The 19,589-nt window shown below is 65.5% G+C and carries 17 protein-coding genes; 9 read left to right on the plus strand and 8 right to left on the minus strand.

What is annotated here, in order from left to right:
* Positions 1–86: 86 nt before the first annotated feature.
* On the minus strand, positions 87–557 hold the full coding sequence (locus ACFOPH_RS23325; RefSeq protein ID WP_312547783.1) for a DciA family protein: 471 nt from the start codon (positions 555–557) through the stop codon (positions 87–89).
* Between the two features lie 289 nt (positions 558–846).
* Between ACFOPH_RS23325 and secA the strand changes: the two genes are divergently transcribed.
* Positions 847–3,630 carry a preprotein translocase subunit SecA gene (gene secA, locus ACFOPH_RS23330; RefSeq protein ID WP_312547782.1) on the plus strand — a complete coding sequence of 928 codons (2,784 nt, stop codon included), beginning with the start codon at positions 847–849 and terminating at the stop codon, positions 3,628–3,630.
* 398 nt (positions 3,631–4,028) lie between these two features.
* Here secA and ACFOPH_RS23335 read toward each other — a convergent pair whose 3' ends face one another.
* The gene (locus tag ACFOPH_RS23335; protein ID WP_312547780.1) at positions 4,029–5,075 is read right to left on the minus strand and encodes a peptidoglycan recognition protein family protein; all 1,047 of its coding nucleotides are present in this window, start codon (positions 5,073–5,075) and stop codon (positions 4,029–4,031) included.
* A 34-nt stretch (positions 5,076–5,109) separates the two neighbouring features.
* On the minus strand, positions 5,110–5,844 hold the full coding sequence (locus ACFOPH_RS23340) for a transglycosylase SLT domain-containing protein (RefSeq protein WP_312547778.1): 735 nt from the start codon (positions 5,842–5,844) through the stop codon (positions 5,110–5,112).
* Positions 5,845–6,110: 266 nt separating this feature from the next.
* On the opposite strand from ACFOPH_RS23340, the gene argJ reads away from it, so the two are divergent.
* From argJ to ACFOPH_RS23360, 4 genes are all read left to right on the plus strand, one after another.
* On the plus strand, positions 6,111–7,349 hold the full coding sequence (gene argJ, locus ACFOPH_RS23345; protein WP_312547776.1) for a bifunctional glutamate N-acetyltransferase/amino-acid acetyltransferase ArgJ: 1,239 nt from the start codon (positions 6,111–6,113) through the stop codon (positions 7,347–7,349).
* Between the two features lie 4 nt (positions 7,350–7,353).
* Complete coding sequence (locus ACFOPH_RS23350) at positions 7,354–8,250, plus strand: ATP-binding protein (protein WP_312547774.1); 897 nt, start codon at positions 7,354–7,356, stop codon at positions 8,248–8,250.
* Between the two features lie 182 nt (positions 8,251–8,432).
* Positions 8,433–8,882, plus strand: a complete 450-nt coding sequence (locus tag ACFOPH_RS23355) for an NUDIX domain-containing protein (RefSeq protein ID WP_312547772.1) — start codon at positions 8,433–8,435, stop codon at positions 8,880–8,882.
* Positions 8,879–10,180 (plus strand): D-amino acid dehydrogenase, encoded by a 1,302-nt coding sequence (locus ACFOPH_RS23360; RefSeq protein ID WP_379737490.1) that lies wholly within the window; start codon positions 8,879–8,881, stop codon positions 10,178–10,180. Before ACFOPH_RS23355 ends, ACFOPH_RS23360 begins: the two co-directional genes overlap by 4 nt.
* 257 nt (positions 10,181–10,437) lie before the next feature.
* Here ACFOPH_RS23360 and yacG read toward each other — a convergent pair whose 3' ends face one another.
* The 4 genes from yacG to ACFOPH_RS23380 all read right to left on the minus strand — a co-directional run bounded on the left by yacG (position 10,438) and on the right by ACFOPH_RS23380 (position 12,980).
* Entirely contained in the window at positions 10,438–10,623 is a 186-nt protein-coding gene (yacG, locus tag ACFOPH_RS23365) for a DNA gyrase inhibitor YacG (protein WP_312547769.1), read from the minus strand.
* 11 nt (positions 10,624–10,634) lie between these two features.
* On the minus strand, positions 10,635–11,390 hold the full coding sequence (gene zapD, locus ACFOPH_RS23370; RefSeq protein ID WP_312547767.1) for a cell division protein ZapD: 756 nt from the start codon (positions 11,388–11,390) through the stop codon (positions 10,635–10,637).
* Positions 11,391–11,454: 64 nt separating this feature from the next.
* Positions 11,455–12,099 (minus strand): dephospho-CoA kinase, encoded by a 645-nt coding sequence (gene coaE, locus ACFOPH_RS23375; protein ID WP_312547766.1) that lies wholly within the window; start codon positions 12,097–12,099, stop codon positions 11,455–11,457.
* A 14-nt stretch (positions 12,100–12,113) separates the two neighbouring features.
* Complete coding sequence (locus ACFOPH_RS23380) at positions 12,114–12,980, minus strand: prepilin peptidase (RefSeq protein WP_312547764.1); 867 nt, start codon at positions 12,978–12,980, stop codon at positions 12,114–12,116.
* Between the two features lie 282 nt (positions 12,981–13,262).
* Here ACFOPH_RS23380 and ACFOPH_RS23385 point away from each other — a divergent pair, with 282 nt between their 5' ends.
* Positions 13,263–16,211 (plus strand): SIR2 family protein, encoded by a 2,949-nt coding sequence (locus ACFOPH_RS23385; protein ID WP_379737493.1) that lies wholly within the window; start codon positions 13,263–13,265, stop codon positions 16,209–16,211.
* On the opposite strand, the gene ACFOPH_RS23390 is transcribed toward ACFOPH_RS23385, so the two are convergent.
* Positions 16,208–16,519 carry a hypothetical protein gene (locus tag ACFOPH_RS23390; protein WP_379737495.1) on the minus strand — a complete coding sequence of 104 codons (312 nt, stop codon included), beginning with the start codon at positions 16,517–16,519 and terminating at the stop codon, positions 16,208–16,210. The two genes, ACFOPH_RS23385 and ACFOPH_RS23390, sit on opposite strands and share 4 nt — an antisense overlap.
* Positions 16,520–16,672: 153 nt before the next feature.
* Between ACFOPH_RS23390 and ACFOPH_RS23395 the strand changes: the two genes are divergently transcribed.
* The 3 genes from ACFOPH_RS23395 (at position 16,673) to ACFOPH_RS23405 (ending at position 19,503) form a co-directional block, all read left to right on the plus strand.
* Entirely contained in the window at positions 16,673–17,413 is a 741-nt protein-coding gene (locus ACFOPH_RS23395; protein WP_379737497.1) for a hypothetical protein, read from the plus strand.
* A gap of 59 nt (positions 17,414–17,472) precedes the next feature.
* Complete coding sequence (locus ACFOPH_RS23400; RefSeq protein ID WP_312547760.1) at positions 17,473–18,177, plus strand: NlpC/P60 family protein; 705 nt, start codon at positions 17,473–17,475, stop codon at positions 18,175–18,177.
* Between the two features lie 141 nt (positions 18,178–18,318).
* Positions 18,319–19,503 (plus strand): pyridoxal phosphate-dependent aminotransferase, encoded by a 1,185-nt coding sequence (locus tag ACFOPH_RS23405; RefSeq protein ID WP_379737499.1) that lies wholly within the window; start codon positions 18,319–18,321, stop codon positions 19,501–19,503.
* Positions 19,504–19,589: the final 86 nt, after the last annotated feature.

Genomic DNA, 19,589 nt, shown 5'->3' on the forward strand with positions numbered 1-19,589 from the left:
CGTGAATCCGCGTGGGCTCAAGAGCCCACCCTACGCCCTTCGATACATTGATCGGCAGTCGTGCGACAGCGATCCGGCCGTCTGTCTTACCCCCGCCGCCGCTTCTCCGCCAGCCGCTTGACCGCCGCCACCAGCGCCGCGTTCTGCGGCGTATCCGGCAGGCTATCTCCCAGCTCCTCGAAGGCGTGCACCGCCGTTTCCGGCAGTTCCAGCGTGCGCATTTCCACCTGTTCCGGCATGGCCCGCGTTACCTGCACCTTCAGGCGCAGCGAAACGACCTGCCAGCCGCGCCCCTGCAGGCTGGACTGCAGCTTCGGCAACTGCTGCTTCAGGCGCGCCGCGACGGCCGAGCTGGGCACGGCCAGCACCAGCACGCCTTCCTGGAACGACAGCACGTCGCAATTGCCGGCCATGGCCGGCAGCACCATGCCGACGTCGCGCTGCAGGTCGGCCATGCGCATGGCGGCCGGCAGCAGCCGCGCCATGCGCTCGTTCGAACGCAGGAAGTCGGTCGCTTCGAAAGAAGTCGGACGGTTGCGGGTGCCGTAGATATGCATGAGGACGCTAGGTGGATGGGGTGTCGATCAACGCGCAACATACCATAGACTGCCCACGGCGTGCGCATCGAGCGTACAGCGGGGCGCACGGCTGGCGGCGAATGGGTGCAAGTCGATGCAATTTGATAACATTCTTTCTGGAACCAACCTTGTTATCCGGCCCATAAGCCCCAAGTGTGGCCGCATCGCATGATAAAATCAGTCGCTTTTTGCCTTGGGCGGTCTTCGGTGCGTATCGTTTTGATATCATCCCTGGCTCTTTTTGCGGCGTCTTTATAAGAAACTTAGCATGTCATTCCTGACCCAGATTTTCGGCAGCCGAAACCAGCGGCTGCTCAAGCAATATCAAAAAACCGTGCGTCAGATCAACGCGCTCGAGCCGCAGATGGAAAAGCTGTCCGACGCCGAGCTCCAGGCAAAGACCCCGGAATTCAAGTCGCGCCTGGCCAACGGCGAAACCCTCGACGACATCCTGCCGGAAGCGTTTGCCGTCTGCCGCGAAGCCGCCAAGCGCGTGCTGAAGATGCGCCACTTCGACGTGCAGCTGATCGGTGGCATGGTCATCCACCAGGGCAAGATTGCCGAGATGGGCACCGGCGAGGGCAAGACCCTGATGGCAACCCTGCCGGTCTATCTGAACGGCCTGTCGGGCAAGGGCGTGCATGTCATTACCGTCAACGATTACCTGGCCCAGCGCGACGCCGACTCCATGGGCCGCCTGTATGGCTGGCTGGGCCTGACCACGGGTGTGAACCTGTCGCAGATGCCGCACGACACCAAGCAGCAAGCCTACGGCTCGGACATCACCTACGGCACCAACAACGAATTCGGTTTCGACTACCTGCGCGACAACATGGTCTACGATGCGCGCGAACGCGTGCAGCGCGGCCTGAACTTCGCCGTGGTCGACGAGGTCGACTCGATCCTGATCGACGAAGCCCGGACACCGTTAATTATTTCTGGCCAGGCCGAGAACCATACCGACCTGTACTACCGCATGAACGAGGTGCCGCCGCAGCTGACGCTGCAGATCGGCGAGGAAACCCCGGACGGCAAGGGCAAGATCGAAGTCCCGGGCGACTACACCAAGGACGAGAAAGCGCACACCGTGCTGCTGACCGAGGCCGGCCACGAGAAGGCCGAGGCCATCCTGACCAAGATGGGCCTGCTGCCGGAAGGCGCCTCGCTGTACGACGCCGCCAACATCACCCTGATCCACCACCTGTACGCGGCGCTGCGCGCCCACGTCCTGTACCACAAGGACCAGCACTACGTGGTGCAGAACGGCGAAGTCACCATCGTCGACGAATTCACCGGCCGCCTGATGACGGGCCGCCGCTGGTCCGACGGCCTGCACCAGGCCGTCGAAGCCAAGGAAGGCGTGCGCATCCAGAACGAGAACCAGACCCTGGCCTCGATCACCTTCCAGAACTACTTCCGCATGTACACCAAGCTGTCCGGCATGACCGGTACCGCCGACACGGAAGCCTACGAATTCCAGGAAATCTACGGCCTCGAGACCGTGGTGATCCCGCCGAACCGTCCGTCGCAGCGCAAGGACCGCCAGGACCAGGTCTACAAGTCGGCGCAGGAAAAGTACAACGCGATGGTGAACGACATCCGCGACTGCTACGAGCGCGGCCAGCCGGTGCTGGTGGGTACGACCTCGATCGAGAACTCGGAACTGCTGTCCAGCATCCTGAATCAGGCGAAGTTGCCGCACAACGTCCTGAACGCCAAGCAGCACGCCCGGGAAGCGGAAATCATCGCCCAGGCCGGCCGTCCGAAGATGATCACCATCGCCACCAACATGGCCGGCCGCGGTACCGACATCGTCCTCGGCGGCAACGTCGAGAAGCAGATCCAGATCATCGAAGCCGACGCCAGCCTGTCGGAAGCGGAAAAGGCCGACCAGTCGAACAAGCTGCGCGACGAGTGGCAGTCGCTGCACGACCACGTGGTAAACGCCGGCGGCCTGCACATCATCGGCACCGAGCGCCACGAGTCGCGCCGCGTCGACAACCAGCTGCGCGGCCGTTCGGGCCGCCAGGGCGACCCGGGCTCCTCGCGCTTCTACCTGTGCCTGGACGATCCGCTGCTGCGCATCTTCGCCGGCGACCGCGTGCGCGCCATCATGGAACGCCTCAAAATGCCGGAAGGCGAGCCGATCGAGGCGGGCATCGTGACCCGTTCCATCGAGACCGCCCAGCGCAAGGTCGAGGCCCGCAACTTCGACATCCGCAAGCAGCTGCTCGAATACGACGACGTCGCCAACGACCAGCGCAAGGTGATCTACAGCCAGCGTAACGAACTGCTGGAAGCGGCCGACATCTCGGAACTGATCGCTTCCCTGCGCACCGGCGTGTTCACGGATGTCGTGCGCGGCTACGTGCCGGCCGAGTCGGTCGAAGAACAGTGGGACATCAAGTCGCTGGAGTCGGTGCTGGGTGCCGAATGGTCCCTGAACGTGCCGCTGCAGCAGATGCTGGTGGACGAGCCGAACCTGAACGACGACGACATCCTGGAGAAGGTGCTGGGGGCGGCCGACGAGTCCTACAACGGCAAGGTCGCGATCGTGGGCAAGGAATCCTTCGGCGGCTTCGAGCGCAACGTCATGCTGCAAAGCGTCGACACCCACTGGCGCGAGCACCTGGCGGCGCTGGACCACCTGCGCCAGGGCATCCACCTGCGCGGCTACGCCCAGAAGAACCCGAAGCAGGAATACAAGCGCGAAGCCTTCGAGCTGTTCGGCAGCATGCTGGACCAGATCAAGAACGAAGTGATCCGCACCGTCATGACCGTGCGCATCCAGACCCGCGAGGAAGTCGAGGCGGCGGAAGCGGCCATGGCGGCCCAGGCGGCGCACCTGGAAAACATCAACTTCCAGCATGCCGACTTCAACCCGTCGGCCGCGCCGGAAGAACTGCTGGCGCCGAGCCCGACCGGCACCGCCGCGGCCCCGGTCGCCGCCGAGGACCACAGCACCTACATGGGCGTGAAGGTTGGCCGCAACGACCCTTGCCCTTGCGGCAGCGGCAAGAAGTTCAAGCAGTGCCACGGCAAGCTGGCGTAAAGCCTGCCGCGTAGAACAGGAAAGGCGTCCCGCGGGACGCCTTTTTTTATTTCGCGTGTCGGCTGGTCGTTTCATCGATCGGGATGCGCCGACCCGTTCAACCACCGTATGAGACGTAGACGTCGCGACCGATCTGCGTGCGCTTGAACGCGTGGGCGGCGTCGAGGCCGCGGACAGGCATGAGCTCGTAGGGTGGGCACCCTGTGCCCACCCGAAAGCATGCGCCGCGTTGATGCTCTTGACGCGGCAACGTCTCCTCAGCCTGCGGTGCGCGACGAAGCGTTACGTTAGCGCATCATTTTGCGTGGGCACGGGGTGCCCACCCTACATCCTTCGGGGAACTCCGGATGAGAAACAGCCCGCCGGGCAGGAGCCGGGCAGGCTTCTTCATCGCGTGCTCACCACGCCATCTTGTTCCAGGTATTGTCCCCGACGACGCCATCCACCCCCAGTCCCTTGGCGCTCTGGAAGCTGCGCACCGCGCTGGTGGTGCCCGCACCAAAGATGCCGTCCACCGTCAGCCCGTAGCCGCTCTCGTTGAGCTGGCTCTGCACCGCGCGCACCTTGGCGCCGCTGTCGCCCTGCTGGGTGACGATGGTCAGGGCCGGCCAGGTGGCGTTGCCGACGATGCCGTCCGCGCCCAGGCCATGCGAGGACTGGAAGTTCTTCACGGCGTTCTGGGTGGCGGTGTCGAAGCTGCCGTTCACGGTGAGCGAATAGCCCCATTGCTGCAGCAGGTACTGGATGGTACGCACGCGCTCGCCGCTGTTGCCGTACTGGACCACCGGCCAGGACAGGGCGCCGCCGCCGCTGTCGCCGCCGCCCGAGCCGCCCGCGACCAGGCTCTTGTAGCGCGGCCAGTCCCAGCCCGAGCCGGGGTCGGTGTGGGACTGGCTGGCGTAGTTGACGTGGCCCTTGACGTTGTAGAGCGCGTCGGACGGCACCGCGTTCCAGCCGCTGCTGCCGTCGTAGACCTTCTGCGCCAGGCCGCGCGAGGCGAGGATGTCGCGGGTGAGGGCGGCGGAGGCGTTGTACATCGCCGTCGTGTACCAGGTGGATGGGGCGTTGACGTAGCCTTCGTGCTCGATGCCGACCGTGTAGCCGTTCGAGTTGCCGACGTGCCAGGCCTTGTCGGCCTCGCGCACCATCTGCGTCACCTGGCCGTCCGAGGAACGGATCACGTAGTGGGCCGAGACACCGGCGCTGCAGTTCTGGAACCACGAGATCGAGCCGGCGTACGAGCCTTGCGTGGTGTGGACGGTGACGTGGGTGACCGAGGCCGTGCGCGAGGAATAATTGCAGCTGGCGGCCGGGTTCCAGATCGCCGGCGGATAGTCGGTCGAGGCGGCGGCGGGCAGGGCCTGCAGCCCCAGCGCTGCCAGGATCAAGGTCGGGAGCAGTGCGGCGCGCAGGCGCGGACGCGGGAACTTCGTGTTGTTCTTCATGAATGGGTCTCCGAATCGGATGGGCATGCGCCGCTTATTGTTGTTTCGCGGGAGGTTCGACGAAGTCCGGCGTCGAGATCTTCGGATCGGGCACCCCGGTCTCGACCATGATCCGGCGCGCCGAAAGCTTCTTCAGCTTCTCCTTGCCGTAGGCCTTTTCCATTTCGACGTGGCGCTGGCTGACCTTGAAGTCGGCGCTTTCGCGGCCCTGGCGGATCGCGGTCAGGATCTCGTAGCTATAGATCTGGGCGATCTCGCGCTGCGGGATGCCGCTGTAGCGGGCCACGGCTTCTTCCCAGTCCTCGATCGGGAAGTTGCGCGTCTTTTTCGCGCCGTACTGGGCGAGCAGGGCGGCGGCGGCGCGGATGTTGCTGCGCACGTCGGTGATCGCGACCTCGGGAGCGACGCGGATCAGGGCCGCGCCCTGCGTCAGCGAGGTGCCGAAATAGGTGTCGTTGCGCAGGCCCATGATGCCGTAGGTCGGCGGCATGCCGTGGTGCGGATCCGGCTCGATCTCGATTTCCGGCTCGCCGTTCTTCTTGAGCATGCCCTTCGGTACGTGCGAGCGCCAGCGCGTCTCGGCATAGGCGATCGATTCGAGCAGTTCGACCGGCACGTTGAACTCTTTCGAGGCTTCCTGGAAGTATTGCTTGTAGCGCTTGGCGGCGGCGTTCAGTTCGCGCGCCTGGCCATCGGCGAAAGCGGCGGGCGCGGCCGCGAGTCCGGCGCACAGCGCGGCCACGAGGCGGGCCTGGGTGGTGAATCGCATTTTCCTGTCTCCTGTTATGCGTTATGAATACCGTGGAGTCACGGTTCGAGCATCCGGTGACGGCCGACCTCATCCGTAGCGGACGAGTCGAGTATATGTATGTTTCTCTTGTGCACTTTTGGCTGATGCGCTTTTGGGACTGTCATGCTCGATAGTTGACAAACCAGCCGTGCGGGCGCAGGCAATACCGGTAAAGCGGTCATCGCGCCGGTGTGCGCGCGTGCGCAGTACAATATTGGATTCGTAATCTTTCCATAGAGACCAACATGGCCGTGAATTCCCCCCTGCCCGTCGCCGCCGACCTGAAGCCGGTTGCCGGTATCGAGATCGGTTTTGCCGAAGCCGGCATCAAGAAGCCCAACCGCAAGGACCTGCTGGTCATGAAGCTGGCCGAAGGCGCCACCGTTGCCGGCGTGTTCACCAAGAACCGCTTCTGCGCCGCCCCGGTGCAGGTGAGCAAGGCCAACCTGGCGGCCGTGACCGCAGGCGGCGCACCGATCCGCGCCCTGGTCGTCAACACCGGCAACGCCAACGCCGGCACCGGCGAGCCGGGCCTGGCCAATGCCCAGGCCACCTGCGCCGAAGTGGCGAAGCTGCTCGGCTGCGAAGCCCAGCAGGTGTTGCCGTTCTCGACCGGCGTGATCCTCGAGCCGCTGCCGATCCAGAAGATCGTCGCCGGCCTGCCGGCGGCCGTGGCGAACCTGACGGCGGACAACTGGTTCAACGCCGCCGAAGCGATCATGACCACCGACACCCAGCCAAAGGCCGCCTCGCGTACGGTCACCATCGGCGGCCACACGGTCACCATGACCGGCATCAGCAAGGGCGCCGGCATGATCAAGCCGAACATGGCGACCATGCTCGGCTACCTCGCTTTTGACGCGAAAGTGGCACAGCCGGTGCTCGACGAGCTGGTGAAGTACGCGGCCGACCGTTCCTTCAACTCGATCACCATCGACGGCGACACCTCGACCAACGACTCCTTCATCCTGGTCGCCACCGGCGCCGGCAGCCTGGTCGTCAACGACGCTTCGGGCGCCGAGTACGAAGCGCTGAAGGAAGCGGTCACCGACATCTCGCGTAACCTGGCGCAGCAGATCATCCGCGACGGCGAAGGCGCGACCAAGTTCATCACCATCACGGTGGAACAGGGCCGCGACCTGGAGGAGTGCCGCAAGATCGCCTACGCGATCGCCCACTCGCCGCTGGTGAAGACCGCCTTCTTCGCCTCGGACCCGAACCTGGGCCGCATCCTGGCGGCGGTCGGTTACGCCGGCGTGGACGACCTCGACGTCACCAAACTCGACCTCTACCTGGACGACGTCTGGGTCGCCAAGGCGGGCGGACGCAATCCGGACTACCAGGAAGCGGACGGCCAGCGCGTGATGAAGCAGGCCGAGATCACCGTGCGTGTCACGCTGGCGCGCGGCGACGCCACGGCCACCGTGTGGACCTGCGACCTGTCGCACGACTACGTCAGCATCAACGCCGACTACCGTTCCTGAGCCGATGACGCCGCTGGAACAGTTTCTGCAGCGGGCGGAAGCCCTGATGGCGCGGCTCGAGGCGGTGCTGCCGCCGGCGGTGCCGCGCGAGCCGGACTGGAAGCGCAGCTTTGCCTTCCGCTGGCGCAAGCGGGCCGGCGGGGGCGTGGGTGGAGGCAATGCGTGGCTGCAGCCGGTGGCGCACGCATCGACCATCCGCTTCGAGGACCTGCAGCACGTCGACGCCCAGAAGCGTCAACTGGAGCAGAACACGCGCCAGTTCGTGGAGCGCCGCCCGGCCAACAACGTGCTGCTCACCGGCGCGCGCGGCACCGGCAAGTCGTCCCTGATCAAGGCTTGCCTGAACGGCTTTGCCGACCAGGGCCTGCGCCTGATCGAGGTCGACAAGGCGGACCTGGCCGACCTGCCCGACATCGTCGACCTGGTGGCGGGCCGGCCCGAGCGCTTCGTGATCTTTTGCGACGATTTGTCGTTCGAGGAAGGCGAGGCGGGCTACAAGGCGCTGAAAGTGGCGCTCGACGGCAGCGTGGCCACGCAGTCGGACAACGTGCTGATCTACGCCACCTCGAACCGGCGCCACCTGATGCCTGAGAAGATGTCGGACAACGCCGGCTACAGCCACAGCGAGGATGGCGACCTGCATCCGGGCGAAACGGTGGAAGAGAAGATCTCGCTGTCCGAGCGTTTCGGGCTCTGGCTGTCGTTCTACCCCTTCCGCCAGGACGACTACCTCGGGATCGTCGCGCACTGGCTGGCCAGCTTCGGCTGCACGCCGGAGCAGATCGAGGCGGCGCGCCCGCAGGCGCTGCAATGGGCGTTGGGACGCGGCTCGCGTTCGGGGCGGGTGGCGTGGCAGTTCGCGAAGGATTACGCGGGCAAGCTGCCGGGCGAGCAGCCGTAACCCGTCGGGTGGGCGCCGCGTGCCCACCCGACGCCCCAAATAGACAGTTCAATAACTCCTTTGCCATCCCATGAGCAAAGCTTATCCCCGCGCACGTTTTTCTATCGGCTCTACGCAACAGCCATGACTCCCTACGCCCCAGCCTGGCGTACAATATCGGGTTTTCCGGACGGGACAATCGAATGCAGGAAGCCAAGGCCAAGCCGATCGACGTGGCGGTCGGGATCGTGATGCGCCCGAACGGCGACGTGCTGCTGGGCCAGCGTCCGGCAGGCAAGCCGTATGCCGGATATTGGGAATTTCCCGGCGGTAAAGTCGAGCCGGGCGAAGCCATCTTCGCCGCCCTGCAGCGCGAATTCGTCGAGGAGCTGGGCGTCGAGATCCTGGCGGCCGACCAGTGGTGCTGCGTCGAACACGTCTACGAGCACGCCCATGTGCGGCTCCATTTTTTCATCAGCCGCGACTGGCGCGGCGAACCGCAAAGCCTGGAAGGCCAGGCCTTTGCGTGGCAAGGGGCAGTCGGCGTTACCCCGCTGCTGCCCGCAACCATCCCCTTGCTGGCATGGCTCGATCAGCTGCGCTACGCAGGGGTAGAAAAAACAGTCAACCTATCTGTTGAAGGACTCCTGTGAAAATCATCGTCTTGGGTAGTGGTGTCATCGGCACCACCACGGCGTATTACCTGGCCCAGGCAGGGCACGACGTCACCGTCATCGACCGCCAGCCGGGCGCCGGCATGGAAACGAGTTACGGCAACGCGGGCGAAATCTCGCCCGGCTATGCCTCCCCGTGGGCCGGCCCCGGCGTGCCCGCGAAGGCTGTGAAATGGCTGATGATGCAGCACAGCCCGCTCGTGGTGCGTCCGCAGCTCGACATGGCGCAGTGGCGCTGGATGCTCTCGATGCTGGCCAACTGCAATCACAAGAGCTACCAGATCAACAAGGGCCGCATGGTGCGCTTGGCCGAGTACAGCCGCGACGTGCTGGTCCAGCTGCGCAAGGACACCGGCATCGCCTACGACGAGCGCAGCCAGGGTACCCTGCAGCTGTTCCGCACCCAGAAGCAACTCGATGGCGCCGCCACCGACATCGCCGTCCTCGAGCAGTACGGCGTGCCGTACAAGGTGCTGGATCCGGCCGGCTGCGAGATCTACGAACCGGCGCTGGCCAAGGTACGCGGCAAGTTCGTCGGCGGCCTGCTGCTGCCGAACGACGAGACCGGCGACTGCTTCAAGTTCACCCAGAAGCTGGCCGAGATGGCGAAAGCGCTGGGCGTGAAATTCCGCCACGGCGTCGAGATCAAGCGCCTCTCCACCGAAGGCGACCGTGTCACCGGCGTGGTCACCTCGCAGGGCGAGCTGAAGGCCGACAGCTTCGTGATGGCGCTGGGCAGCTACTCGCCCTTTATCCTGAAGCAGATCGGCATCAAGATCCCGGTCTATCCGGTCAAGGGCTATTCGATCACCGTGCCGATCACCGACGCCGCCGGCGCGCCGGAATCGACCGTGATGGACGAAACCTTCAAGGTGGCGATCACGCGCCTGGGCGAGCGCATCCGCGTCGGCGGCACCGCCGAGCTGGCCGGCTTCGACCTGCGCCTGCACCAGGCGCGCCGCGACACCCTGGAGCATTCGGTGACCGACCTGTTCCCGCAGGGCGGCGACGTCTCGAAGGCGGAATTCTGGTGCGGCCTGCGCCCGATGACCCCGGACGGCACCCCGGTGGTCGGCCCGACTCCGTTCCGCAACCTGTTCCTGAACACCGGCCACGGCACCCTGGGCTGGACCATGGCCTGCGGTTCGGGCCGCGTGCTGGCCGACATCGTTTCCGGCCGCCAGCCGGAAATCGGCCTGGAAGGCCTGTTCATGGACCGCTACGGCAGCGTCAACAAGCCGGTGCAGGTGCCGGGCGGGATCGTCGTCACGGCTTGATCGACAACGGGCCGCCGATACGGCCCGACCGTATGACGTAGGGTGGGCACTCCGTGCCCACGCGTTACGGGCGCATCCTTGCACCGTTGGCCACGACAATGCGCCCGCAGCACCAAGCGAAGCCGGGCAGCATGAATGTATGGGTTTTTGCGTAAGTTGCGAGCGACAGGCTTCCGCTGACGACTGCAGACACGTGCGTAACGCGTGGGCACGGCGTGCCCACCCTACGTGTTACCTGAACGGGCGGCTCAGCGGGCTCAGTGCTGGTCGTCGAGCGGGTTATCCTGCGCCTCGTTGGGAGCGGAACCCGGGATGGAATACTTCTCTTCGGCCCAGGCGCCCAGGTCGATCTGCTTGCAACGTTCCGAGCAGAACGGGCGATACTTGTTCGCTGGCGTCCATTCGACTTTCTTGCCGCAGGTGGGGCAGGCTACAACGGTCATGGTCTTACGATTCAAAAATTACAGAGCGTCAGCTCGAACGGCACGTCTTCTTCCAGCGATTTCGGCTTGAGGTCGCCGTCCTGGGTGGTGAAGCGTACCCACAGCATGTATTTGTTGGCCGAAATTTCCGGGATCGCGCCCAGCGATTCGTCCAGTCCCAGGCGCAGCATGTGGTAGATCTTACCTTGCAACATCTGCTGGTAGTTGCCGCCGACGGCGATCATCTTGGTCGGGCGGCCCGAGTCGCGCAGCAGGCGCAGCACCAGGGCGAGGGCGTCGAACAGGGGCGCGAGCGGACCGAACCAGGCCATGATGTCGGCATGGCGTTGTTCCGCCGGGCGTTTCTGCCAGGCGTAGTATGACGGCAAATCGAATTCGCAGGCGCCACCTGGAATGATCGTGCGCCCGCGGATGCTCATCAGCCATTCGTTGTCGCGCACGTTCTGGCCGGTCCTGCCTTGGGCGCTGCCCAGGGCGCTGCTGACCTGGTCGAGCTCGGCGAGAATGGCATCCAGGGCTTCCGGGGCGACGTTGGGGTTGCTGCGGTAGGTTAGCAGGCTCTGCTTCTGGCGCTCGAGTTCCTGCAGCAGGTCGGACTTCAGGTCGGCGCGGCCGGCCACTTCCAGCATGTCGAAGATCGTCGCGAGGGCGACGTGGTGCTGCATCGGGTGTTCCTGGTGCACAAAGAACTTGAACTTCTCGTACAGGTCTTCCAGCCGCAACAACGTGCGAATCCGCTCGTTGAAAGGATATTCGTAGACGATCAAAGTGACATTCCTCTGAATGTGGGCTGGCAGGCAACTCCGTGATTCTGAACCATGCGAAGCAAAATTACAAACCCGGAATTGTAGAAGCCGCCATGCGGCGCGCTTCGTCGAGATAAAAAGCGTGCAGGCGCTCGACCTGGGGCCGCAGGGCGTCCAGGCCGTCGTCGTTGACGACCACGTCGTCGGCCGCCGCCAGGCGCTGCGCGCGCGTGACCTGGGCCGCCATGATGGCGCGCACTTGCTCTTCGCTCAGGCCGTTCCGGGCCATGACCCGCGCCACCTGCATCTCTTCCGGACAGTCGATGGCCAGCACCCGCGCGACGCGGCGGGCCCAGGTACCGGACTCGATCAGCAGCGGCACCACGAAGATCACATACGGGCCGCTGGCGATCGCCGCGGCCGCCGCCGTCGCTTCGCGGATGCGCGGATGCAGGATGCTTTCCAGCCGGGCGCGCGCGCCGGGATCGGCGAAGACCAGCTGGCGCATCCTGGCGCGGTCGAGCGCGCCCTCGGGCGTGGCGAAGTCCGCGCCGAACTCGGCCAGCAGGGCGGGCATGGCAGCGCCCTGGGGCGCGGTGAGCGCGTGGGCGATCTGGTCGGTGTCGACGATCGTTGCGCCGAGCGCGCCGAACATGTCGGCCACGGTCGTCTTGCCGCAGCCGATGCCGCCGGTCAGGCCGACCGAGAAGGAGGGGGGCGCGGTGTCCATCGCAGTTTCCATGACTATCCGGCGATATACGACTGGAAGGCGGCCGTGATCCGTTCGCCCCAGAGCAGGGCGATCAGGCCGGCCGCCGCCAGGTAGGGACCGAAGGGAATCGGGTTGTCGCGCCCGCGCTTGGCGAACACGATCAGGCCGATACCCACTAAGGCGCCGACCACCGAGGACAGCAGGATGATGGTCGGCAGCATCGCCCAGCCGAGCCAGGCGCCCAGGGCGGCGAGCAGCTTGAAGTCGCCGTAGCCCATGCCTTCCTTGCCGGTGACGAGCTTGAACAGCCAGTACACGGCCCACAGTACCAGGTAGCCGACCGCCGCGCCGATCACGGCATCCTGCAGCGGCACGAAGGTGCCGTTGATGTTGATGAGCAGGCCGGCCCACAGCAGCGGGTAGGTCAGGTCGTCCGGCAGCAGCTTGGTGTCGTAGTCGATGCAGGTCATCGCGATCAACAGGTAGGCGAACAGCAGGGTGCCCAGGCCGGCCCAGCCGGAGCCGAAGGTCCAGACCAGCAGGCCGGAGATCAGACCGGTGACCAGCTCGACCGTCGGGTAGCGCGCGGAAATCGGCGCCTTGCAGCTGCGGCACTTGCCCCCCAAAGCCAGCCAGCTGACGACCGGAATGTTCTCGAGCGCCGTGATCTGGTGGCCGCAATGCGGACAGCTCGAGCGCGGCACCATCAGGTTGTAGCGGTCGGTGTGCGGCAACTCCTTGCCGCTCTCGTGCGCCACGTAGTTGTCCGACTCGCGCTGCATCATCTTCGGAATGCGGTGGATGACGACGTTCAGGAAGCTGCCGATCAACAGGCCGAACAGGGCGGCGACGAGGGTGGGGCCGAGCGAGGCGGGGGCAGCGAAGAGAAGAGTTTCCAAAAGCGGGCTTCCGATAGGTAAGAGAATGGTTCTCCAGAACAACCTATTCTAGGGGTTTTCCGGGTTTCTTGAAATGCGTCGTTCTGCCGTGAAGATCACAGGAAAATCTGCGCGAGATCAAACCTTGAATTGACGTGGCGATTTGACAACTGGATGAGTGTTGGTTGCAAAAATTTTTAATCAATGTGCATAGGGCGCGCGTAGTATTGACAGGCTCGCAGGTTGTCGTTTTGACGAAGTCCGTTCGATTGCGGTAGGTGTTTCAAGCTCCCGGGAGGCAGCATGGCGACTCAAGACGAAATCGACCCTGTCCTGGTGGAGCGTTTCGCGCACGGCAACGGCACCGTTTTCGTCGGCGCCGGCATCTCGCTCGGCGCCCGCTTGCCGTCCTGGAGCAAGCTGATGGCGCCTTTGCGGGCCGACCTCGGATCCGCCGTCAACCCCAACACCAGCTATCTCGATGTCGCCGAGCTCTACGAGGTCAAGCACAGCCGGTCGGTACTGGTGCAATACCTGAAGGAACGCCTTGGCGACGTCCGCTTCCAGTTGACCCGGACCCATGAACTCATCGTCGGCCTGCCGGTCCAGCGCATCTACACGACCAATTTCGACAACCTCCTCGAACAGGCCTCGCAGAAGCGGCAGATCAACCGCAACGTCATCTTCAACGCCTCCCAGGTCGGTTTTTCCGACACCTCGACACTCTCGATCGTGAAGCTGCACGGCGACCTCAGCGATCCTGAATCGATCGTCATCAGCGCGCGCGACTTCTACAGCTATTTCGGCAGGAACCCGGCGGTGGCCGACCTGTTGAAAGTGGAGCTGCAGACCCATACCGTCCTGTTCCTGGGCTACAGTTTCAGCGATCCGAACCTGGGAATGATTCTCGGCAACGCGGCGAACCAGTCCGGGTCGGTGCGTCCGCTGCTGTACAGCCTGCAGCTCAAACCCAGCGAACTGAGCGTGCGCGCCATGAATGCGCGCGGCGTGAAAGTGATCGCGCTCGATGTCGACTCGGGCACGTCGGATGCCGATTCCGCCGTCGAGGACTGGCTGCGGCGCTTCCGCCAGAGCCTGATCTCGTTCGAGCGCAGGAAGCACAGTTTCCCGGCTGGCGCGGCAAGCGAGCGCGAGCGTTCGCTGCCGGCCTATCGCAAGCATGCGGTGCGCCGCCATGCCATGCTCGAGCGGATCAAGACCGGGCTGTCGTCGGATTTCCGGGTCGTCATGGTGAAGGGCGCGGCGGGCATCGGCAAGACCCAGCTGGTGGCGGAGGCCGTGGCCGACTGCGTCCATCCGCCGGGCACCTACATGCTCGACGACGCATTCGAACAGATCATCTGGATCCGCAGCACGGCCGACGCGGGGCCGGTCGGACACAGCCTGGAGCGGATTTTCGACACCATCGCGGCGGGCGCGGACACGTCCCTCTACAACCTGCCCGACCGCGAACAGCGCAACAAGAAGAACCAGTCGCGCATCAATGCGCTGCTGCAGGAGCGCAGGCTCCTGATCGTGATCGAGGACTTCGAGGATCCGGCCGGCTTTCCCGGTTGTCCCTGCCAGGTCGCCGGCAAGGCCGCCGCAGCGGCCACGCAGCGCCGGCCGGCCGAGCATTTCAGGGAAATCCGGTCCTGGCTGGAAAACGCCGGCCCGTATGCGAATCCGAAGAGCCGCATTGTCGTCATCTCGCGCAGCGCCATCGTTGCCGGCTTCGTGGTCGAGGTATGCCGGCTGGACGAGGACGAGGCCCAGGAACTGCTGCGCGAACAGGCGCGCAGCCTGCTCCTGAAGCGTCATTGTCCGGAGTTTGGCGAACAGTCGGCCAGGGAGCTGCTCAGGATCGCCGGCGGCAATCCGCAGGCGGTGAAGTGGGCGCTCTGCCTGTGCAACCGCGAGGGCGGGCACAAGCAGCTCGACCGCCTCGCCAGCCTGGCGGGCGAGGAAAGCGACGTCGTCTTCGACGCCCTCGTGGGCGAGATCATGCGCGCGCTCGACGCGGCGGGCCGCGAGGTGGTCATCGCCATGATGGTGTTCCCGAGCGAGGAATGGATCGCGGCGGAGCTGCTCCAGGCGGCCCTGAGCCGGCAGGTGCAGGGAACCGGCGGGCGGAATGCGACGAGAAAGACCATGCTGGGATGCGTCAGGTTCGGCATGCTGGAGTACGACGCCTGCAAGGACGCCTACCTGATGCACCGGACCACCAGGGAAGTGCTGCAGCGCGGCGGCGTGACCGCCTTCGAACTGGACCAGGTGAAAACGCGCCTCGCGGCCTACCTGCTGCGCTTCCTGAAGAACGTGATCCGCAACCCCGACGTTCCCGAGGTTTACTGGAACGCGCTGGTCAGGGATGAAATGAGCAAGGTCGACCCCTGGTGGCCGACGATCGACGCCCTGGTGCGCTGGAGCGGCGAGTGCCGGCGTGCGGCGCGCTTCGCGCTGCTCCTCGTGCATTACATGGACAGCCGCTTCCTGAACAGCCAGCGCCTGGCCTGCATCGAGAGCGCGCTGCAGGCGAAAGCGCCGCTGAAAAGGCGCACGCGCGCGCTGCTGCACATCGACGCGCTGGCATGGACCTTCATCGAGGAAAACCGTCAGGCGGAAGCCAGGGCCCAGCTCGAGGCGGGCGAGAAGCTGCTCGAGGACGGCGGCGACGAGGACCTGCACGCGCTGGCGGAAGCCTGGCGCGCACGCCTCGACATCGTCGACAAGCGAATCGGCGAGGCGCACCGCCACATCGCCGAAGCCATGGAGTATGCAAGGAAGCCCTTCTGCGAGAAACGGCCCTGGATCCTGGCGCGCGTGGAGATGATGGCCGGGGATGTCGCACTCATGGGCGGCAATGCGGAATCGGCGCGCGACCACTACCTCGCATCGGCCGGGCATGCCGACTTGTACGGCGGCGAAGGCGACGGCTACCAGACCAATCCGCGCATCGGACTTGCCCTGATGGAGATCCTCGACAAGGAGAAGCAGCCCGACAGGGAATCCATGAAAAACGCCAGGCGCATCTTCGAGAAACTGGTCGAGAACAGCGATGTCGCCACCGGCCGCCTGTATGGCCAGTATGGCCTGGCCCTGATCGCGGCGCGCGAGAACGCCTCGCGCGAGGCCATCCGCCAGCTCGAGCAGATCATGCGCGAGATCCGCCGCCGCAGCAGCGGCAACGTGCTGCTCGGCCTGGCGGAGAAAAGCTACCAGCAGATTCTCGACGCCAGCCATGGTGGCTAAGTACTCACCCAAAAATAAATGTGTTTTTGGCGGCCATAACCGGCGCGTTGCTGCGTTGGCTCGCGCTTGCAGTGCTCGCACTGCGGCGCACTCGCCGCCTTGCACCGCATCCGGTTCTGTTTGCCAAAATTCACATTTATTTCCGGTCGAGTACTTAGCGCTCCTTGCACCAGCTCCTCGTAGCAGTCCACGCACACGGAGGCGATCATGTTCGATTCCGCAATCCTCGACACCGCCATCGGCGTCATCTTCGTGCTGATCCTGTTCAGCACCGTCTGCGCCGCCGTGCGCGAATCGATCGAAAGCATCCTCAAGACGCGCGCCTCCTACCTCGAGTACGGCATCCGCGAGCTCTGGCCGACAAGGGCGCCGGCGGCCTGGTCGAGAAGCTCTACACCCACCCGCTGGTTTCCGGACTGTTCGCCGGCGACTACCAGCCGCCCACATCGCGCACGCGTTCGGTGTCCGACTGGAAGCGCCGCAACCTGCCTTCGTATATCCCGGCCAGGAACTTCGCGACGGCACTGATCGACCTGGCCGCACGGGGGCAGGTCGGCACGCCCCCGCCGGCCGGGCCGCCCGGCAAGGTCGACCTGGACGCGATCAGGAAGACCGTATCGGCACTCCAGAACGACAGGGTGGAGCGCGTGTTGCTCAATGCGATCGACCTGGCCGAGGGCGACATCAACCAGGCCGTGGCGAACCTCGCCGCCTGGTTCGACAGCGGCATGGATCGCGTGTCCGTCTGGTACAAGCGGCTGAGCTCGCGGATCATCTTCGTCCTGGCCCTGGTGCTGGCACTGATCCTGAACATCGACCTGCTCAGGATCAGCCGCGAGCTGTACGGCAATGACGAGCAGCGCGCGATGCTGGTCGCGTACGCGCAGAGCAGCGTGGCCGACCCGGAATTCGTCAAGAAGCGCAGTGAGGCGTTCGCGCAGTTGCAGGACAAGGAATTTCCGGTCGGCTGGGACCAGGCCCAGCTCGACCGGCTGGCGCGGGTGACCGGACAGACCGGCGCCTACGCGCCAGGCACGTTCGTGGACATGCTGGTATGGCTCGTGGGCTTCCTGTTCACGGCCTTTGCCGCCACCCTGGGCGCCCCCTTCTGGTTCGACGTCCTGAACAAGGTGATGGTCATCCGCGCGACGGTCAAGCCGCACGAAAAGAGCAAGGAAGAGCGTTCCCAGGACAACCACTGACAGCACAGGGCCGGCCGGGGAATGAAGACGGGGGAATGGATCGATCGAGGGAGACGGAAATGGGACATCCTGATGTGGCGAAAATCCAGCAGGCGCTGGTCAATGCCGGGTTCTTCCCGGGTGTCGTGGACGGCGTCTGGGGCAGGCGCACCATCGACGCGGTGCGCGAGTTCCAGGAGAGCGAAGGGCTGCTGGTGGACGGCATCGTCGGCCCACGGACGATGTCCCGGCTGTTCCGCGGCGACCTGCCGCGCCTGAGCGCGCCGCTGTTGCCGTGGATGGCGCAGGCCCAGGGCCTGCTCGGCACGAAGGAGGGCAGGGGCGGGCTCAACAATCCCCTGATCCTGGACTGGGCCGATGACCTCGACCTGCACTACCCGGGCGATAACATCGCCTGGTGCGGCCTGTTCGTGGCGCACTGCATGGGCGCTGCCATGCCCGAGGAGATCCTGCCGAACAATCCGCTCGGCGCCCGCGAATGGATGAAGTTCGGCGATCCCACGTCGCCGCGCTACGGCGCCGTCATGGTGTTCTGGCGCGAGAAGCGGGAAGGCTGGAAGGGCCACGTGGGCTTCTACACCGGCGAGTCGAGCGATGCCTACCGTATCCTCGGCGGCAACCAGAGCGACAGCGTCTCCCAGGCCTGGATCGCCAAGGAGCGCCTGCTGAAAGCCCGCTGGCCGCGCACCGCGGTCTCGCTCGGCGGCGGGGCGGCGATCGTCGAGCTCGAACGGACCGGGGAGCTGTCGACCGCTGAGGCTTAAGCATTCCGCTGCAGGCCACCCTGTCGGCGGTGGAGCGTCCGGTGGAGGCGTCCGGCGGCGCGCGGCAAGCGCCGTCGCCGCACGCGCATGCGCGCCGCCCTATAGAATGTGCGGGGCACAGTACATCACCGGACACCCGACATGAAAATATCCCAACGCGCCCAGGCCATCGACCCCTTCTTCGCCATGGAGTTCGGCAAGCATGCCGCCGCCCTGGAAGCGCAGGGCCACCACGTGATCAAGCTCAGCCTGGGCGAGCCCGACTTCGGCCCGCCGCCCGCCGTGCTGGAAGCGGCGCGCACGGCGGTCGATGGGGCCTTGCCCTACACCGGCGCGCTCGGCACCGCGGCCCTGCGCGCGGCGATCGCTGGCTTCTACCAGCGCGAGCATGGGGTCGCGATCGCGCCGAACCGGATCGTCGTCACCGCCGGCGCATCGGCGGCGCTGCTGCTGGTCACCGCCGCCCTGGTCGATGCCGGCGACGAAGTGATCGTGGGCGACCCTTCCTACCCCTGCAACCGCCAGTTCCTCAGCAGCTTCGGCGCCCAGGTGAAACTGGTCGCGACCGATGCCGACTCCCGTTTCCAGCTCAGCAGCGACAGCGTGCGCGCCAACTGGACGGCCGCTACCCGCGGCCTGATGATCGCCACGCCCTCGAACCCGACCGGCACCTCGGTGCCGCCCGCCGAGCTGCGCGCGATCTGCGACTGGGCGCGCGAGCACGGCGCCTGGCGCATCGTCGACGAGATCTACCTGAACCTGGGCGACCGCGACCGCGATGGCCGGCCGCCGCAGACGGTGCTGGCGGTCGACGACGACGCCATCGTCATCAACAGCTTCTCGAAGTATTTCGGCATGACCGGCTGGCGCCTCGGCTGGGCCGTCGTGCCGGAAGCGCTGGTGCCGACCATGGAACGCCTGGCCCAGAACTACTACATCTGCGCCTCGACCCTGTCGCAGCAGGCGGCGCTGGCCTGCTTCACGCCGGAATCGCTGGCCGTGTGCGAAGAGCGGCGCGTCGAGTTCGCCCGGCGCGGGGCGCTGGTGCTCGATGGCCTCGCCGGCATCGGCCTGCCGGTCCCGGTGCCGCCGGACGGCGCCTTCTACGTCTACTTCGACGTCAGCGGCACCGGCCTGAGTTCCTGGCAGTTCTGCGAGCGCGTGCTGGAGGAGACCCATGTGGCGCTCACGCCCGGCAAGGACTTCGGTCATTGCGGCGCGGACCAGTACGTGCGCCTGTCGTATGCCGCCAGCGCCGAGAGCCTGCAGGAGGCGATCCGGCGCCTGGGCGGCTTCATGGCGCGCCTCAAGGGCGAGGCGCGCTAGGAAACGCTTCGCCCTCGACAGCCGGGAGCGCCAGGCGAACGACCTCTGGCGCGCAGGCGCCGAACCGCGATCAAGGCAGGCGGCGA

It is taken from the genome of Massilia haematophila (genome assembly GCF_042647645.1).
GTDB classification, from domain to species: domain Bacteria; phylum Pseudomonadota; class Gammaproteobacteria; order Burkholderiales; family Burkholderiaceae_D; genus Telluria; species Telluria haematophila.

Excerpts from the sequence above, each read along its gene's own strand:
- ACFOPH_RS23325 (WP_312547783.1), bottom strand. The coding sequence starts at position 557 with ATGCATATCTACGGCACCCGCAACCGTCCGACTTCTTTCGAAGCGACC.
- secA (WP_312547782.1), top strand. The coding sequence starts at position 847 with ATGTCATTCCTGACCCAGATTTTCGGCAGCCGAAACCAGCGGCTGCTC.
- ACFOPH_RS23335 (WP_312547780.1), bottom strand. The coding sequence starts at position 5,075 with ATGAAGAACAACACGAAGTTCCCGCGTCCGCGCCTGCGCGCCGCACTG.
- ACFOPH_RS23340 (WP_312547778.1), bottom strand. The coding sequence starts at position 5,844 with ATGCGATTCACCACCCAGGCCCGCCTCGTGGCCGCGCTGTGCGCCGGA.
- argJ (WP_312547776.1), top strand. The coding sequence starts at position 6,111 with ATGGCCGTGAATTCCCCCCTGCCCGTCGCCGCCGACCTGAAGCCGGTT.
- ACFOPH_RS23350 (WP_312547774.1), top strand. The coding sequence starts at position 7,354 with ATGACGCCGCTGGAACAGTTTCTGCAGCGGGCGGAAGCCCTGATGGCG.
- ACFOPH_RS23355 (WP_312547772.1), top strand. The coding sequence starts at position 8,433 with ATGCAGGAAGCCAAGGCCAAGCCGATCGACGTGGCGGTCGGGATCGTG.
- yacG (WP_312547769.1), bottom strand. The coding sequence starts at position 10,623 with ATGACCGTTGTAGCCTGCCCCACCTGCGGCAAGAAAGTCGAATGGACG.
- coaE (WP_312547766.1), bottom strand. The coding sequence starts at position 12,099 with ATGGACACCGCGCCCCCCTCCTTCTCGGTCGGCCTGACCGGCGGCATC.
- ACFOPH_RS23385 (WP_379737493.1), top strand. The coding sequence starts at position 13,263 with ATGGCGACTCAAGACGAAATCGACCCTGTCCTGGTGGAGCGTTTCGCG.
- ACFOPH_RS23390 (WP_379737495.1), bottom strand. The coding sequence starts at position 16,519 with ATGCTTTCGATCGATTCGCGCACGGCGGCGCAGACGGTGCTGAACAGG.
- ACFOPH_RS23400 (WP_312547760.1), top strand. The coding sequence starts at position 17,473 with ATGGGACATCCTGATGTGGCGAAAATCCAGCAGGCGCTGGTCAATGCC.
- ACFOPH_RS23405 (WP_379737499.1), top strand. The coding sequence starts at position 18,319 with ATGAAAATATCCCAACGCGCCCAGGCCATCGACCCCTTCTTCGCCATG.